General features: G+C 70.4%; 15 protein-coding genes and 1 riboswitch. Of the genes, 7 read left to right on the top strand and 8 right to left on the bottom strand.

Going from position 1 to position 16,243, the window contains the following annotated elements; all coding sequences use genetic code 11:
* A partial coding sequence (locus JW592_RS20715) for an FAD-dependent monooxygenase (RefSeq protein WP_209266678.1) occupies window positions 1-1,123 on the bottom strand: 1,123 nt, incomplete at its 3' end.
* Between the two features lie 192 nt (window positions 1,124-1,315).
* Here JW592_RS20715 and JW592_RS20720 point away from each other — a divergent pair.
* From JW592_RS20720 to JW592_RS20730, 3 genes are all read left to right on the top strand, one after another.
* Window positions 1,316-2,356: a TetR/AcrR family transcriptional regulator C-terminal domain-containing protein gene (locus tag JW592_RS20720; RefSeq protein ID WP_209266679.1), complete on the top strand. Its 1,041-nt coding sequence runs from the start codon at window positions 1,316-1,318 to the stop codon at window positions 2,354-2,356.
* A 50-nt stretch (window positions 2,357-2,406) separates the two neighbouring features.
* Window positions 2,407-3,060 carry a GNAT family N-acetyltransferase gene (locus JW592_RS20725; RefSeq protein WP_209266680.1) on the top strand — a complete coding sequence of 218 codons (654 nt, stop codon included), beginning with the start codon at window positions 2,407-2,409 and terminating at the stop codon, window positions 3,058-3,060.
* 81 nt (window positions 3,061-3,141) lie between these two features.
* Window positions 3,142-3,477 (top strand): DUF427 domain-containing protein, encoded by a 336-nt coding sequence (locus JW592_RS20730; protein WP_209266681.1) that lies wholly within the window; start codon window positions 3,142-3,144, stop codon window positions 3,475-3,477.
* Window positions 3,478-3,604: 127 nt separating this feature from the next.
* Here the strand turns inward: JW592_RS20730 and groL are convergent, their stop codons facing one another.
* The 4 genes from groL to thrC all read right to left on the bottom strand — a co-directional run bounded on the left by groL (window position 3,605) and on the right by thrC (window position 8,130).
* Window positions 3,605-5,233: a chaperonin GroEL gene (gene groL, locus JW592_RS20735; protein WP_209266682.1), complete on the bottom strand. Its 1,629-nt coding sequence runs from the start codon at window positions 5,231-5,233 to the stop codon at window positions 3,605-3,607.
* 406 nt (window positions 5,234-5,639) lie between these two features.
* The gene (locus tag JW592_RS20740; protein WP_016472377.1) at window positions 5,640-5,843 is read right to left on the bottom strand and encodes a cold-shock protein; all 204 of its coding nucleotides are present in this window, start codon (window positions 5,841-5,843) and stop codon (window positions 5,640-5,642) included.
* Window positions 5,844-6,377: 534 nt separating this feature from the next.
* The gene (locus JW592_RS20745; RefSeq protein ID WP_209266683.1) at window positions 6,378-6,653 is read right to left on the bottom strand and encodes a MoaD/ThiS family protein; all 276 of its coding nucleotides are present in this window, start codon (window positions 6,651-6,653) and stop codon (window positions 6,378-6,380) included.
* 142 nt (window positions 6,654-6,795) lie between these two features.
* The gene (gene thrC / locus JW592_RS20750; protein ID WP_209266684.1) at window positions 6,796-8,130 is read right to left on the bottom strand and encodes a threonine synthase; all 1,335 of its coding nucleotides are present in this window, start codon (window positions 8,128-8,130) and stop codon (window positions 6,796-6,798) included.
* Window positions 8,131-8,147: 17 nt separating this feature from the next.
* A riboswitch (SAM riboswitch) is annotated at window positions 8,148-8,297 on the bottom strand.
* Between the two features lie 225 nt (window positions 8,298-8,522).
* Between thrC and JW592_RS20755 the strand changes: the two genes are divergently transcribed.
* The gene (locus tag JW592_RS20755) at window positions 8,523-9,524 is read left to right on the top strand and encodes a glucosyl-3-phosphoglycerate synthase (RefSeq protein WP_209266685.1); all 1,002 of its coding nucleotides are present in this window, start codon (window positions 8,523-8,525) and stop codon (window positions 9,522-9,524) included.
* A gap of 86 nt (window positions 9,525-9,610) precedes the next feature.
* Complete coding sequence (locus JW592_RS20760) at window positions 9,611-11,113, top strand: alpha,alpha-trehalose-phosphate synthase (UDP-forming) (protein ID WP_209266686.1); 1,503 nt, start codon at window positions 9,611-9,613, stop codon at window positions 11,111-11,113.
* Between the two features lie 45 nt (window positions 11,114-11,158).
* Here JW592_RS20760 and otsB read toward each other — a convergent pair whose 3' ends face one another.
* From otsB to JW592_RS20775, 3 genes are all read right to left on the bottom strand, one after another.
* On the bottom strand, window positions 11,159-12,001 hold the full coding sequence (gene otsB, locus JW592_RS20765) for a trehalose-phosphatase (protein WP_209266687.1): 843 nt from the start codon (window positions 11,999-12,001) through the stop codon (window positions 11,159-11,161).
* Window positions 12,002-12,091: 90 nt separating this feature from the next.
* Window positions 12,092-12,346: a DUF3263 domain-containing protein gene (locus tag JW592_RS20770; protein ID WP_209266688.1), complete on the bottom strand. Its 255-nt coding sequence runs from the start codon at window positions 12,344-12,346 to the stop codon at window positions 12,092-12,094.
* A gap of 25 nt (window positions 12,347-12,371) precedes the next feature.
* Window positions 12,372-13,634 (bottom strand): extracellular solute-binding protein, encoded by a 1,263-nt coding sequence (locus JW592_RS20775; protein ID WP_209266689.1) that lies wholly within the window; start codon window positions 13,632-13,634, stop codon window positions 12,372-12,374.
* 302 nt (window positions 13,635-13,936) lie between these two features.
* On the opposite strand from JW592_RS20775, the gene JW592_RS20780 reads away from it, so the two are divergent.
* A complete protein-coding gene (locus JW592_RS20780; protein ID WP_209266826.1) occupies window positions 13,937-14,896 on the top strand; it encodes an ROK family protein in 960 nt (319 codons plus the stop codon).
* Window positions 14,893-16,098: an N-acetylglucosamine-6-phosphate deacetylase gene (nagA, locus tag JW592_RS20785; RefSeq protein WP_209266690.1), complete on the top strand. Its 1,206-nt coding sequence runs from the start codon at window positions 14,893-14,895 to the stop codon at window positions 16,096-16,098. Before JW592_RS20780 ends, nagA begins: the two co-directional genes overlap by 4 nt.
* The last annotated feature ends 145 nt before the right edge of the window (window positions 16,099-16,243 follow it).

The following is a 16,243-nucleotide window of genomic DNA, read 5'->3' on the forward strand; positions in this document are numbered from 1 at the left end:
TCTCGGTGTCGTCCTCACCCAGGGTGAGGGCATTCTTCGCCCTGGTGAGGGACTCCTCGGAGGGACCCTTGCCGGGGTTCTCGGTGGCGAGGGCCTGGTTGAGGGTGACGTAGGGGCGTATGCGCTCCTCGTAGCGGGACAGGGCGATCGCCGGGTCGGCGGACCGGCCCAGTTCGTCCGCGAGGACGTACGCACCCACCAGGGCGAGACTCGTCCCCTGGCCGGAGAGCGGCGAGGGGCAATAGCCCGCGTCGCCGACCAGCGCGACGCGGCCGCGCGTCCAGCCGTCCATATGGACCTGCGCCATGGCGTCGAAGTAGAAGTCGGGCGCGGTGCGCATGGCCTCCAGCAGCCGGGGGGTGTCGCCCCCGAGAGAGGCCATGTTCTCCGCGAGGAGTCTCTTCTGCTGCTCGGTGTCGCGGTGGTCGTGATGGATCGACTCCGACATGAAGCCCAGGGTCGCGCGGAGCTCGGTGTTGTCGCGTACGGGATACAGGCAGTAGCTCGCAGTCTCGCCCTGCACCCACACCTGCCAGTTGTCGAGGCCCAGGAAGTTGTCCGTACTGAAGACGGCCACGTGGGAGCCGAGGTGGCGGAGGTAGTCGGCCTCGGGACCGAAGGCGAGGCGGCGCACTCCGGAGTGCAGGCCGTCGGCGCCCACTACGTAGTCGAACATGCGTCGGGCTCCGCTTGCGAACGTGGCATGGACACCGTCCCCCGTCCACCGGAGCGCCGAGATCGAGTCGCCGAACAGGAACTCCGCCTCGTTCCCGGCCTGGACGCGCCGGTACAGGAGCCTCGTCAGGTCCTCCCGCAGCAGCTCGATGTCGTCGCTGTCCAGTCGGCCGCTGCTGTAGGTCATCTCGGCCGAGCGCCACAGTTCGTTGCCGCCACTGTCGTGCATCGACATGCCACGCATCCGGGTACGGACACCACGCGCCTCCTCGAGCAGGTCCATCCGGTCGAGTACGTCGAGTGCGACGCCCCGTACGTCGATGGCGTGGCCGCCGGGCCGCACAGAGGGCGCCCGTTCCACGACGGTGGGCGCGTAGCCACGGCGCCGCAGCCAGTGGGCGAGAGTGAGCCCGGCGACACTGGCGCCGGAGACGAGGACTGTCTGCATGAGGTCTCCCTTGATACGGCGTACGCGACATCGGAGCACGCGCTGTCCCTGTGTGACTCGCGACGAACGTACGCCGTACGCACACTGCCGCCAACAGGCAGAATTCCCAGCTGAGCTAGGACAGAAGCGACTGGTGCACCCCTCTTCACTGCTAGCCTCTGTTCTAGTACAGCCAATGAGAGGGGACCGACTGTGGCGCACTTCACGCCGCCGTACGCGCGCATCGCGGCGGAGCTTCGGCGGCGTATCGAGGACGGCGAGCTCGCGCCCGGGGACCGGGTGCCCTCCACCCGGCAGATCGCCCGCGAGTGGAACGTCGCGCTGGCCACCGCTACCAAAGTGCTGGCCACGCTGCGCCAGGACGGGCTGGTCGAGGCCCGGCCCCGAGTGGGAACCGTGGTCGCACCCCGACGCCGACGCCCCACCCAGGGCGGCACGAGATCCGGAACCCCGGCCGCGATCGAAACCCAGACCGCGACAGGAGCCGGAGCCGACCGGGAGCTGACCCGGGAGCGGATCGTCCGCGTCGCCATCGGGATCGCGGACGCCGAAGGGCTCGCCGCCCTGTCGATGCGGGGCGTCGCGGCCCGGCTGGGCGCGGCGACCATGGCGGCCTACCGCTATGTGAACAGCAAGGACGAGCTGGTCCTGCTGATGGCCGACACCGTTCTCGGCGAGCTCCAACTACCGCCGGACACCCCGGACGGCCCGGACGCCCCGGACACCCCGGATATCCCGGATACCCCGGACACCCCGGCCAAAGCTCCCGCAGACTGGCGGGCCCGGCTGGAACTGGGCGCCCGCTCCCTGTGGCAGCTGCACCGCGCGCACCCCTGGCTGGCCCAGATCGGTCCGCTCACCCGGCCGCTGCTGCTGCCCAACCTGCTGGCGTACTCCGAGTGGATGCTCAGCGCGCTGGACGGCCACGGCCTGCCCCCGGCGACCGTGCTCAACCTGAACGTACTGCTCTACAGCCACATCCAGGGACTGGCCATCCAGTGGGAGCGCGAGACCGCAGCCGAGAGCAGCACCGGCCTTACCGATGACGCCTGGATGGCACAGCAGGAGGAAACCCTCGCGTCGCTCACCGCCTCCGGCGCCTATCCGACGTTCACCCGTCTGGTCGGCTCGCTCGGCACGGACGGCTACGATCTGCACCTGGACGAACTGTTCGAGATCGGCCTCGCCTCCGTGCTCGACAGCCTGGGCCGGCGCATCGGACGGCGGCCGTGAGCGACCGTAATTCGTTCGCCTGCGCCCTCCCTCTTCGGCAAGCTCCCGTCATGGAGACCACGGAAGCCGGCGTATGGCCCTTGTACGGGCTGCGCCTGACGACTCCCCGACTGGAACTGCGCCTTCCGGATGAGCGGACGCTCGTCGAGCTGGCGGAGCTGGCCGCCGGCAAGGTGCACGGCGACGCCGAGATGCCGTTCAGCATCCCGTGGTCCGCGGCGAGCCCCGAGGAGCGCCGACGCGGCTGCTTCCAGCACGTGCTGAGCACCATCGCGAGCTGGCGCCCTGAGGCTTGGACGCTGAGCCTCGCCGTGCTGTACGAGGGGCGGGTGATCGGGCGTCAGGATGTGAGCAGCACCGACTTCGCGGTCGTACGGGAAGCGGAGACCGGCTCCTGGCTCGGCGCGGCGCACCAGAACCAGGGCTTCGGCACCGAGATGCGGGCGGCCGCGCTGCAGCTGGCCTTCGAAGGGCTCGGCGCACGCGGCATGACGTCCGCAGCGATGACGGACAACCCGCGCTCGCGGCGGGTGTCGGAGAAACTGGGCTACCGGCCGGACGGTCTGCAGACGGTCGCCGTGCAGGGCAGGGCCCGCACCCTGCAGCGACTTCGGCTCAGCCGTGCCGACTGGGAGACGCACCGCCCGGTACCGGTGAAGATGACGGGACTGGAAACCTCGGCCCTGGAGCTCTTCGGGGCCTGAGGCCGAATCGGGGCACCGAGGCCGAGAGCAGGCACCGAGGCAGAACCGGGCACCGACAACCTCCGAAGGAAGGACCGCGCCATGGCCGCACAGGGTCATACGATCACCATCGAGGAAGGCAGCGAGCGCGTGCGCGTGGTCACGCGTGACGGCCGGGTACTGGCGGAGAGCCACCGGCCGCTGCTGCTGAGCGAGACCGGCTACCCGGTGCGGTACTACCTGCCGCCCGAGGACGTACGCACCGATCTGCTGGCCGCCTCCGACACCCACACCCGCTGCCCCTTCAAGGGCACCGCCGACTACTGGTCGCTGGCCGACGGCAGCGCCCACGACATCGCCTGGTCCTATCCGGAGCCCTACGACCAGGTGTCCGAGATCAAGGGGTACCTCTGCTTCGCGGACGTGGAGGTCGGCTGATCCTGGGGCCGCGCCCTCCCCCGAAGCCCCACCGGACAAGCCGAAGCCCCACCGCACAAGCGAAGGGCGGGCACCCCGCAAGGTGCCCGCCCCAGGCGGTACGCAGCCGATCAGACGGCGAGCTTCCTCAGAAGTCCATGCCGCCCATACCACCGGCGGCACCGGCGTCGGCGCCCGCAGCGGCCTTCTCCGGCTTGTCGGCGATGACGGCCTCGGTGGTGAGGAACAGCGCCGCGATGGAGGCGGCGTTCTGCAGCGCGGAGCGCGTCACCTTGGCCGGGTCGAGGATGCCCTCGGCGATCATGTCGACGTACTCGCCGGTGGCCGCGTTCAGACCGTGGCCCGGGGTCAGGTTGCGCACCTTCTCCACGATGACGCCGCCCTCGAGGCCGGCGTTGACCGCGATCTGCTTGAGCGGGGCCTCCAGGGCCAGCTTGACGGCGGCGGCACCGGTGGCCTCGTCGCCCTCCAGCTCCAGCTTCTCGAAGACCGAGGAAGCCTGCAGCAGGGCCACGCCACCGCCGGCGACGATGCCCTCCTCGACGGCCGCCTTCGCGTTGCGGACGGCGTCCTCGATGCGGTGCTTGCGCTCCTTGAGCTCGACCTCGGTGGCGGCACCGGCCTTGATGACGGCCACGCCGCCGGCCAGCTTCGCCAGGCGCTCCTGGAGCTTCTCGCGGTCGTAGTCCGAGTCGCTGTTCTCGATCTCGGCACGGATCTGGTTGACCCGGCCCTGGACCTGCTCGCTGTCGCCCGCACCGTCGACGATGGTGGTCTCGTCCTTGGTGATCTGGACCTTGCGCGCACGGCCCAGCAGGTCGAGGGTGGCGTTCTCCAGCTTGAGGCCGACCTCCTCGGAGATGACCTGGCCGCCGGTGAGGATGGCGATGTCGTTCAGCATCGCCTTGCGGCGGTCACCGAAGCCCGGAGCCTTGACGGCGACGGACTTGAAGGTGCCACGGATCTTGTTGACGACCAGCGTGGACAGGGCCTCGCCCTCGACGTCCTCCGCGATGATCAGCAGCGGCTTGCCCGACTGCATGACCTTCTCCAGCAGCGGAAGGAGGTCCTTCACGTTGCTGATCTTGGAGTTGACGATGAGGATGTACGGGTCCTCGAGCTCCGCCTCCATGCGCTCCATGTCGGTGGCGAAGTAGGCCGAGATGTAGCCCTTGTCGAAGCGCATACCCTCGGTGAGCTCGAGCTCGAGCCCGAAGGTCTGCGACTCCTCGACGGTGATGACGCCTTCCTTGCCGACCTTGTCCATGGCCTCGGCGATCAGTTCACCGATCTGGGTGTCGGCCGCGGAGATGGAGGCGGTCGAAGCGATCTGCTCCTTGGTCTCCACGTCCTTCGCCTGCTCCAGCAGAGCGGCGGAGACGGCCTCGGTGGCCTGCTCGATGCCGCGCTTGAGAGCCATCGGGTTGGCGCCCGCGGCAACGTTGCGCAGGCCCTCCCGTACGAGCGCCTGGGCCAGCACGGTGGCGGTCGTCGTGCCGTCACCGGCGACGTCGTCCGTCTTCTTGGCGACCTCCTTGACCAGCTCCGCGCCGATCTTCTCGTAGGAGTCCTCGAGCTCGATCTCCTTGGCGATGGAGACACCGTCGTTGGTGATCGTGGGTGCGCCCCACTTCTTCTCCAGAACGACGTTGCGGCCCTTGGGGCCGAGCGTGACCTTGACGGCGTCGGCAAGCTGGTTCATGCCACGCTCAAGACCGCGCCGCGCCTCCTCGTCAAAGGCGATGATCTTGGCCATGTGGGTTGGTCCTCCCTGGATTCCCCCATGCGCCGAGCGCAAGGGGAGGGTTGGATTTCTCCGGACCGCGTGGCGCCCGCGACGGACGGCCTACGACCCGGCGGTTCCTTGCCCCACCCGGCCTGCGGCCTCACCGACCCGGTCCTTCTCTGTCACTCTCACTCGCAGAGTGCTAACCCAATGATTAGCACTCGGGCATGGAGAGTGCAAGCGAGGTTGGGGGCGTTGCTTTGGTGCCCCCTCTCTTGGTGCCGAGAGGGGGCTGCCCCTGGACGTGGACTGCGGACTGCGGGTGGCTCGTGGTCGCTCGCGCCGTTCCCCGCGCCCCTTCGGGACGCAAAAGAGGGGCCGCACCCTACGGGTGCGACCCCTTCACTGCGACAGCTCTCGCGCAGTCCGGCGGCACTCAGCCGGTCACGCGGACCATGTCCGCCTGCGGCCCCTTCTGACCCTGCGAGATCTCGAACTCGACCCGCTGCCCTTCGTCCAGGGTGCGGTAACCGTCCATCTGGATCGCGCTGTAGTGGACGAACACGTCCGCACCACCGTCGACCGCGATGAAGCCGTACCCCTTCTCCGCGTTGAACCACTTGACGGTGCCCTGAGCCATTCCTAACTCCCCTATTACTGGCCCTTGCGCGAGTCCGCACTTCGCGAACCCGGGTCAGACCTCACCCCCACCGGCAAGCGGGGGCGTGCGCCGGAACGCGTCGACCGCCGCTGAATGTATCTGCACGGACGCCCTCTGCAACAGGTCAATCGGACGAGAATTCTGGGCACGGCTGATCGGAAATATGCCTCAACTGCGGCTGGAGCAGGGCAAGTCGGGCCAGACATACGGAGCCTTCGCGACAATTACCACTCGGCTTTCAACGGCAACTTGGCCCGTTGTTGGCCCGTTGTCGTCGTGGCGCTGTCACTTCCTCATCGCACACACCGCCGCGTTCGACGCGCGGCGGGAGAGGGAACTCCCCTCACTCTACCGCCTCCCTGACCACCTCTCGTCACATGGAACCGCCCCCTCCGGTTTTCCCCGGAAGGGGCGATCACCAGGTCGAACCGCAGGTGGCGACGGTCCGACAGCACCGAGCAGAGCCCGACAGGCCCGGACACGACCCAACGGCTCCGAACGGCTCCGAACGGGTCAGCCGCCGGCTACCGCCGGGATGATGGAGACACCCGCGCCATCCGGGGTGGGGGTCTCCAGACCCTGCTCGAAGCGGACGTCGTCGTCGTTGACGTAGACGTTGACGAAGCGGCGGAGCTTGCCCGCGTCGTCCAGCACCCGTGCGCTGATGCCCGCGTGGTTCTTCTCCAGGTCCGCCAGCACCTCGGCGAGGGTGCCGCCCTCAGCGGTGACCTCGGCCTGACCGCCCGTGTAGGTGCGGAGGATGGTCGGAATCCGGACGTTGACGCTCATGTCGATCTTCCTAACGTAAGGGGAAAAGCACCCCGGGGTCCCGCTCCGGCCCCGCTGCCACTTAAACACCGGGGGGCGGATTTCAGCCGTCCGGTGCCCGCCGGGGCCGGCCGGGCTTCCCGGAAGGCCGGCCGGGCGGCGGTCAGGCCAGACCGGCCTCGCGGAAGGCGGCCAGGTTGGGGCTGATCACGGCGGTGGGCCGGGCCGTGGGGGCCACGGCGTCCAGGGTCTTGAGGCCGTCACCCGTGTTCAGGACGACGGTCGTGAGGCTCGGGTCGATGGCGCCGGACTCGATCAGCTTGCGCGTGACACCCAGCGTGACGCCCCCGGCCGTCTCGGCGAAGACGCCCTCGGTCCGCGCGAGCAGCTTCATCGCGTCGACGATCTGCTCGTCGTTCACGTCCTCGACGGCGCCGCCGGTGCGCTTGCAGATGTCGATCACATAGGGGCCGTCCGCCGGGTCGCCGATGGCCAGCGACTTGGCGATGGTGTCGGGCTTCTTGACCGGGCGGACGGCGCTGGTGCCGTCCTTGTACGCGCGGGACACCGGCGAGCAGCCCTCCGCCTGGGCGGCGAAGATCCGGAACGGCTTGTCCTCGACCAGGCCGAGCTGAATCAGCTCCCGCAGCCCCTTGTCGATCTTCACCAGCTGGCAGCCGGACGCGACGGGGATGACGAGCTGGTCGGGCAGCCGCCAGCCGAGCTGTTCGCAGATCTCGTACGCCAGGGACTTCGAGCCCTCGGCGTAGAACGGCCGCAGGTTGACGTTGGTGAAGCCCCAGCCCTCGCCCAGCGGGTCGCCGATCAGCTCGGAGCAGAAGCGGTTCACATCGTCGTAGGTGCCGTCGATCGCGACGAGGTCACCGCCGTAGATCGCGGCCATCACCACCTTGGACTGCTCGAGACCATCCGGGATGAACACGCACGAGCGCAGCCCCGCACGGGAGGCGGCGGCGCCCACGGCGCCGGCCAGGTTGCCGGTCGAGGAGCAGGAGAGAGTGGTGAACCCGAAGGCACGTGCGGCCTCCAGAGCGATGGCGACCGGGCGGTCCTTGAACGAGTGGGTGGGGTTGCCGGAGTCGTCCTTGACGTAGAGGCCCCCGGTCACGCCGAGCTCGGCGGCCAGCCGGTCGGCCTTGACCAACTGGGTGAAGCCGGGGTTCAGGTTCGGCTTCTCGGCGACGTCGGCGGGGACGGGCAGCAGCGGCGCGTAGCGCCACATCGAGGCGGGTCCGGCCTCGATGCGCCTGCGCAGCCCCTCCGGGTCACCGGTGGGCAGCTCGTAGGCGACTTCCAGCGGGCCGAAACACTCCAGACATACGAAGCTCGGCCCCAGCTCGGTGCGGGTACCGCACTCGCGACAGGAGAGGGCCACTGCGGCACCGAGGTCGTGGGAGGTGTTCCCGGACGGGCCGCCGGAGGTCCCGGCGTCGTCGGAGGACGTGGTGCTGTTCGCTGCAACTGTCTGCACAGCCATGGAGGCGAGGCCCTTTCTCCTCATCTTCCCCGTGGCGTATCTCGTCACGGGCCGGAATTGGCACCGTCCCCACGAGGCGGTCTCGCCTTAAGGTCCGCGTACACGCGGATCGCGGGATGGTTGCCGGGGCTTCAACGGGCCGTTCCCTCTGCCCCTCTGGATGAGCTGCACTATGGCGCCGGGCGGCCCAGGGCCACTCGGGCGTTTGTCACGGCGACCCCGAGATGCGGAGGTCACCTGCGTTGTTCAAGACTGTAACGGACGGCGGTCACGCTTGAGAGGGACGTCCGAACCGCGAGATGGATCATCCGTCACCCATCCTCCCCGGTCCCGTACAGGGCCCGCACCGAAGGCATGAACCCGACCGGACCCGACTACAGGAAGGCGCGCACGTGCTCGATGAAGTGGGCCAATGGCTGCGGCGCCGCTCCTGGCGCGTCGCTGACCGGCCGCTGGAGGCACTGCTGGCGGCCAAGCGCCGCACCGGCACCACCGTCAGCGTGGTGCTGCCCGCGCTCAACGAGGAGGCCACTGTCGGCGACATCGTCTCGACGATCCGCAGTGAGCTGGCCTCGCCCCGCCTCGATGCCGCAACGCCGCTGGTGGACGAGCTGGTCGTGATGAACTCGGGCTCCACCGACCGTACGGCCGAGGTCGCGGCGGCGGCCGGGGCCGAGGTGATCCACCGGGACGAGGTACTGCCCAGGCTGCCGACCCGGCCAGGCAAGGGCGAGGTGCTGTGGCGCTCGCTCCTTGCGACCAGCGGTGACATCGTCTGCTTCGTCGACGCGGATCTGCGCGAGTTCTCGCCGGACTTCGTCACCGGCATCGTCGGGCCGCTGCTGACGGAGCCGGATGTGCATCTGGTCAAGGCGATGTACGACCGGCCGCTGTCCGGCAGCCCGGCCGGTGGCGGGCGGGTCACCGAACTGGTTGCGCGCCCCCTGCTCAACCTGCACTGGCCGCGGCTGGCCGGGCTGGTCCAGCCGCTGGGCGGCGAGTACGCGGCGCGCCGTTCGCTGCTGGAGCGGCTGCCCTTCCCGGTCGGCTACGGGGTGGAGCTGGCGATCCTGGTCGACACGCTGGAGCTGGTGGGTCTCGACGCGCTGGCCCAGGTCGACGTGGGCGTGCGGCTGCACCGCAACCAGGACGGACAGGCACTCGGCCGGATGGCCACCGCCATCCACGCGGCGGCCGAGCGCCGTATCGGCAGGGGCGGCCCACCTGCTTACGAGGCGCTCAGCAGGTTCGAGGGCCGGTCGGGCGGAACGGAACTGACCCAGTTCGAGCGGGACACGACCGGCTGTTTCGTTCCCCGCGGCCACCTGGTGGACGCCGAGGAGCGGCCGCCGATGTGCACAGTGCCCGAATATGGGCAGCGGGTGGCAGCGTGAGGGCTTCCTGGACGCTGCGGGAGCCGTTCCCCGCGCCCCTTCGGGGCGCCCTTTTGAGCGGTTTCGGCGGGAGTTAGGCTCGCCGCATGGTCGCTGGAGCAACATCACCACAGGGAGCACCGGGACCGGAGGCGGCGGCCCAGGTGCTGGTCGCCTCGAACCGCGGGCCCGTGTCCTACACGCTGGACGTCGACGGCACGCTCACCGCCCGGCGCGGGGGCGGCGGCCTGGTCTCCGGGCTGTCGGCCATCGGGCCCGAGGCGGACGCGGTGTGGGTGTGCGCGGCGCTCGGTGCGGGCGACCGCGAGGCGGCCCGGCGCTCGGGAGGTCACCTGGACGGCGGCGACACCGGCGGCCAGTCCGTACGGATGCTCGACATCCCGGCCGACACCTTCGAGGCGGCCTACCACGGCATCGCCAACTCCGTGCTGTGGTTCACCCACCACATGCTGTACCAGACCCCGCTGGAGCCCGTCTTCGACCAGGAATTCGACCGCCAGTGGACGGCGTACGAGCGGTACAACGCCGCCTTCGCGGACGCGCTGGCCCAGGAGGCCGGGCAGGGCGCCACCGTGCTGGTGCAGGACTACCACCTCACGCTCGTCCCCGGCATGCTCCGCGAGCGCCGTCCCGACCTGCGGATCGGCCACTTCTCGCACACCCCCTGGGCGCCCGCCGACTACTTCCGGCTGCTGCCCGACGAGGTCGCGGCGAAGGTGCTGCGCGGCATGCTCGGCGCCGACCGCACCGCGTTCCTGACCGCACGCTGGGCCCGGCTGTTCACCGAGTGCTGCCGACGGGTACTGGGCGCCACGGTCACCGAGGGTGAGAACGGCACCCTCTCGGTGACGTCCGAGGGCCGTACGACGCGGATCGGGGTGCACCCGCTGGGTGCGGACGGTGACTTCCTGCGCGAGCGGGCGCACCGTGACGACGTGGCCGAGCGGATGGCACAGCTGCGCGAGCAGGTGGGCGCGGACCCGGACGGCAGCCCCCGGCGGACCATCGTGCGGGTGGACCGCACCGAGCTGTCCAAGAACATCGTCCGCGGCCTGTACGCGTACCGGCGGCTGCTGGCCGAGCACCCCGAGTGGCGCGAGCGCGTCGTCCATCTCGCCTTCGCCTACCCCTCGCGGCAGGACCTGGCCGTCTACCGCGACTACACCGCCGAGGTCGGCCGGGTCGCCGACGCGGTCAACGAGGAGTTCGGCACCGGCGGCTGGACACCGGTCGTCCTGCACGTCAAGGACGACTTCGCCCGGTCGCTGGCCGCCTACCGGATGGCGGACGTGGCGCTGGTGAATCCCATCCGCGACGGGATGAACCTCGTGGCCAAGGAGATCCCCGTGGTCTCCGACGAGGGCTGCGCGCTGGTGCTCTCGCGGGAGGCGGGAGCGTACGAGGAACTGGCGTCCGAAGCGCTCGCGGTGAACCCCTTCGACGTGCGGGAGACGGCCGAAGCGCTGCGGACCGCGCTGGAGCTGGACGCCGCCACCCGCACGGAGCGGACCCGGCGCCTGGCCGGGATCGCCACCTCACGGCCGCCCGCCCGCTGGCTCCTCGACCAGTTGGAAGCGCTCGGGTCCTGACCGGCCGAGAGCCTGACCCGGCCCCGACGGGCCGCGGCCGCGGCGCTACAGCTCGTCCGCCAGGGCCTCCAGCCAGGCCGCCAGCCCGGCCGGGCCCGTGACGCGGAGGTCGGCGCCGGTGCGGAGCTCCTCCACCGACTCGGTGGCCGTCTCCGGCGCGCTGTAGATCAACAGCCCGGGTACGCCCTCCCGGCGCAGCGCCTCGACGGCGTCGTACGCGGGAACGTCGCCCAGGTCGTCACCCGCGTAGGCGACGGCGGTGGCGGCCCGTTCGTGGACGTAGCCGGTCAGGGCCGCGCCCTTGTCGGCGCCGGGCGGGCGGAGTTCGAGCACCATGCGCCCGGGCTCGACCACGAGGCCGTGCCGCTCGGCGAGGGCGTACAGCGGGGCGCGCAGCCGGTCGAGCGCCTCGTCGGGGGTGGCCGCGCGCCGGGTGTGGACGGCGAGCGCCCGGCCCTTGTCCTCCGTCCAGGTACCCTGCGGCGCCGCCGACGCGGCGAGTACGGCCGGGAGTTCGGCCCGAACGTCCGCGACCCCGGCGGGTGGTTCGGGCGCGCGTACGACCGGGTCGGCGGCGTCCCACCGTTCGGCCCCGTACGCGCCCAGCACCGTCAGGCCCTCCAGCCCGGCGACGCTCTCGAAGCCGCCGAACCGTACGGCGTCAGCGGCGGGCCGGCCGGTGATGACGGCGACACCGGCCAGCCGCGGGGCCAGCCGCGCCAGCGCGTGCACCGCCTCGGGGCGGGCCCGCGCGTCCTGCGGGTCGGTGACGATGGGCGCGAGCGTCCCGTCGAAGTCGAGCGCGAGGACGGCTCGCGCCGGGTCGGCGAGGATGGCGGCGAGTCCGGCACGCCCTGCGGCCGTCTCCGGCATGGAGGGAAGCGACATGATCGCACCATAACCAGTGCGGGTTACCAGCACCCGCAGCCCACAGGCGTCCGCAACCCACAGGCACCCGCAGCCCAGGCATCCGCGGGGCTAGTGGGTCCGGTCCCGGTTCTCCTGACGGCGGCGCAGCAGCCGATTGACCGTCACCGGATCGACAGCCAGCGCCCTCTCATCGTCCAGCAGCGCATTCAGCTGCTGGTAATAGCGCACAGGCGACATCCCGAGCCGCTCCCGGATGGCCCGCTCCCTCTCGCCGGGCGAGGCCCATCCGCGGGCGGCGAAGGCCAGCACAGCCCGGTCCTCGTCCGACAGCCCCGCACGGGCCTCTTCTTCCGCTCCGTCCACCCCTCCACCGTACGCGGCGGGTCTGTCAGGACGGTGCTGCCTTCTCCTCGGCCTCCGCCTTGCGCTGGAGGGAGGTCAGGACGCCCTTGGGGTCGCCGTCCTTCATGGCCGCCTTGCCGACGGTCTTCTTGATGACCGCGCTGGTGTCCGCCCAGGAGACCTTGCCCACCGGGTAGAACTCGGCGCCCGCGAGCTGGTCGAGGAAGGGCCAGAGCTTCTTCTGGTCCTCGTCCTTGCGCATCCGCCGGGAGGCGCTGGTGGTGACGGGCAGCAACCCGTACTGCGAGGTGAAGGCGTAGTGGTTCTTCTCCTGGAAGACGAATTCGAGGAACTTGCCGCACGCCTCGCGGTGTCCGTGCTTGCGGAACGCCATCATCCAGTCGGCGACGCCCAGGGTGCCCTCGGCGGGGCCCTTGCTGCCGGGCAGCTTTCCGGTGCCGTAGGAGAGGTGTTTCTTGTCGGCCTGCTGCATCAGGGTGGGGTGGCCGTTGAGGATGCCCACCTCGCCCTTGGTGAACGCCTCGAAGAGCTGCTGCCGGTTGACGCGCTGCGGGCCGGGTTCGGTGTAGCCGGGGCCGACGAGGTTGTCCCGCAGCCACTGGAACGTCTCGATGTTCTCGGGGGAGTTGATGGTGTAGTTGCCGACGCTGTCGACATAGGCGCCGCCGTTGCCGAGCATCCACATCAGGGACTCGCCCTGTGCTTCCTCGGGGCCGAGCGGCAGTCCGTACGGGATCTTGACGCCGGCCGCTTTGAGGGCCCGTGCCGCGGACTTGATCTCCTGCCAGCTCTCCGGCGGCTTGTCGGGGTCGAGCCCGGCCTTCTTGAAGAGGTCCTTGTTGTAGAAGAGCACCCGGGTGCTGGCGACGAACGGCAGCCCGTACTGGACGCGGCGCACCTCACCGGCCTCGGCGAGCGAGACGAGGAAATCGGCCTGCGCGGGTATCGGAAGAAGCTCGCTGACCTTGTAGAGCTTTCCCTCGGCCGCCCAGTCCGCGTACGAGTCGACCTGGGCGATGTCCGGCGGATTGCCCGAGTCGACCATGTCGGTGAGCTTCTTGCCGATGTCGTTCCAGCTGTGGACGGTGACATCGATGCGGATGTCGGGGTTCTTCTTGGTGAACCTGTCGGCGAGTTCGCGCCAGTAGATCTTCGAGCTGTTGTCCGCTCCGGGGTTCCCGTAGTCGGCGGCGACCAGCTTCAGCGTCACCTCTCCCGATCCCGGGCCGCCGGCGCAGCCGGACAGCGCGGTCATTCCGGCCGCTCCGGCCACTCCTGTGGCAGCCATACCCAGGAAACGACGCCGTTCCATCTTCTCCATACCCCTCAGCCCTGCGAACCTCAGAACGTGGCGCGAGCCACTCGATGCCCACCTTCCCCCCTGGCACCACCAACCCCGGCCCGTCAGCGGGGAGTCTCCCCCCAAGAGACCCCGAGCGTCCAGCGAAACCGGATACCGGTACGAAATCAGCTTGGCCTCCATTCGATGATCCGGAGGCATGGACTCCTTGAGTGGACTAGACCTTTTCAGTCCTCTCGCGGAGACTGTTCCGCGTGAGTACCCGTGACGAGGCCCCCAGCACCTCTGCCCTGCGCTACGTCATCGCCCTGGACGTCGGCGGCACCGGAATGAAGGCCGCGCTCATCGGCGACGGCAACGAACTGCTGTACGAGGCGCGCAGGGCAACCGAGCGCCGACGCGGCCCCGAGGCGGTCGTGTCCGGAATCCTCGACTTCGCGGCCGAGCTGCGCGCCGTGGGGCAGCGGCAATACGGCACCGAGCCGTCCGCAGCGGGGGTCGCCGTCCCCGGCACCGTCGACGAGGAGCACGGCATCGCCGTCTTCTCCGCCAACCTCGGCTGGCGCGACGTCCCCCTGCGTACTCTGCTGAGCGAGCGCCTCGGCCGGGGGCGTGACGAGCGGCTGCCGCCGCTGCCGGTGGCGCTCGGCCACGATGTGCGCACCGGCGGACTCGCCGAGGGCCGCATCGGCGCCGGTGAGGGCGTGGACCGCTACCTCTTCCTGCCGCTGGGCACCGGCATCGCGGGCGCCATCGGCATCGGCGACCGGGTCGAGGCGGGAGCGCACGGCAGCGCGGGCGAGATCGGCCACATAGTCGTACGGCCCGAAGGACCGCCCTGCGGCTGCGGGCAGCGCGGCTGTCTGGAACGGCTCGCCTCGGCCTCGGCGATCGGCGCGGCCTGGGCCGCGGTCTGCGGCGACCCGGAGGCGACGGCGGCAGACGCCGCCGAGGCCGTCGCCGCGGGCGACCCCCGCGCCCAGAAGGTGTGGGCCGACGCCATCGACGCGCTGGCCACCGGCCTGGTCACGGGACTCACTCTGCTCGACCCCCGCACACTGATCATCGGCGGCGGTCTCGCCGAGGCGGGCGACACCCTCTTCGTTCCGCTCCGGGAGGCGGTGCGCGAGAAGGTCACTTTTCAGCCACTCCCGGCCATCGTGCCCGCTGCACTGGGAGACGCCGCGGGCTGCCTGGGCGCAGGGCTCCTGGCCTGGGACCTACTCTCCGCGGAGGTTACGAGCCGATGAGCAAGCGAACGGTGCTGACCGGGGCCCGGGTGGTGGTGCCCGAAGGGGTGCGCGAGAACGGGAGACTGACGGTGGAGGGCCGCACCCTCGCCGCCGTCGGCCCAGCGGAGACGCCGGACTCCGCTCCGACGCCGGATGCGACGGGGCAGGAGAAGCTCGGTCCGACAGGGCAGGAGACGCTCGATCTGACGGGGCACTGGATCGTGCCCGGCTTCGTCGACATCCATGTGCACGGCGGCGGGGGTGCCTCCTTCTCCGCCGGCAGCCACGAGGAGTCGCTGCGGGCCGTTGAGACCCACCGCAGGCACGGCACCACCACCATGGTGGCCTCCACCGTCTCCGGCGACCTGGACGAGCTGTCCCGGCAGGCCGGCTCGCTCAGCGAACTGGTCGAGCAGGGCGATCTGGCGGGGATTCACTTCGAGGGCCCGTTCATCTCCTGTCAACGGCGCGGCGCGCACGAGGAGTCGCTGCTGCGCGACCCGGACCCCGGTGATGTGCGCAAGCTGCTGGACGGGGCGCGCGGCCGAGCCGTGATGATGACGCTCGCGCCCGAACGTCCCGGCGGGCTGGACTCGGTACGGCTGCTGGCCGACAGCGGCGTGATCGCCGCCGTCGGTCACACGGACGGCGGCTACGAGAGCACCCGGGAGGCCATCGACGCCGGCGCGACCGTCGCCACGCACCTGTTCAACGCGATGCCCCCGCTGGGCCACCGGCAGCCGGGCCCTGTCGCGGCGCTGCTGGAGGACGAGCGCGTCACCGTCGAGCTGATCAACGACGGCACCCATCTGCACCCTGCCGTCCTCCGCCTGGCGTTCGAGACGGCGGGCGCGGACCGGGTCGCCTTCATCACCGACGCGATGGGCGCGGCGGGCATGGGTGACGGCCGCTACCCGCTGGGCAATCTGGAGGTCGAGGTGCGCGAAGGGGTGGCCCGGCTGGTGGAGGGCGGCTCCATCGCCGGCTCGACGCTGACACTCGATCAGGCGTTCAAACGTGCCGTCACCATCGACGGGCTGCCGGTCCCCGACACGGTCGCCGCGCTGTCCGCCAACCCGGCGCGGCTGCTGGGCATCGCCGAGAGCGTGGGCTCCCTGGAGCCCGGAAAGCTGGCGGACCTGGTGGTGCTGGACGAGGAGTTCACGCTGGTCGGCGTCATGCGGCAGGGCAGCTGGGAAGTGCGTCCGCACACCCGCTGAGCCGGTCGGCAGGGCCGCAGGGCACGGGTACCGGCGGACACCTCCCGGCCGTAGGGTGGGGAGGCATGATCGCTCGCGCGGTCGAGTTCCGTGGCAGTGTCGTTCGTCGTGGGTTGTATGTCATGAGCCGTCGGTTGTATGCCGT

This window comes from Streptomyces spirodelae (assembly GCF_017676385.1).
GTDB lineage: Bacteria > Actinomycetota > Actinomycetes > Streptomycetales > Streptomycetaceae > Streptomyces > Streptomyces spirodelae.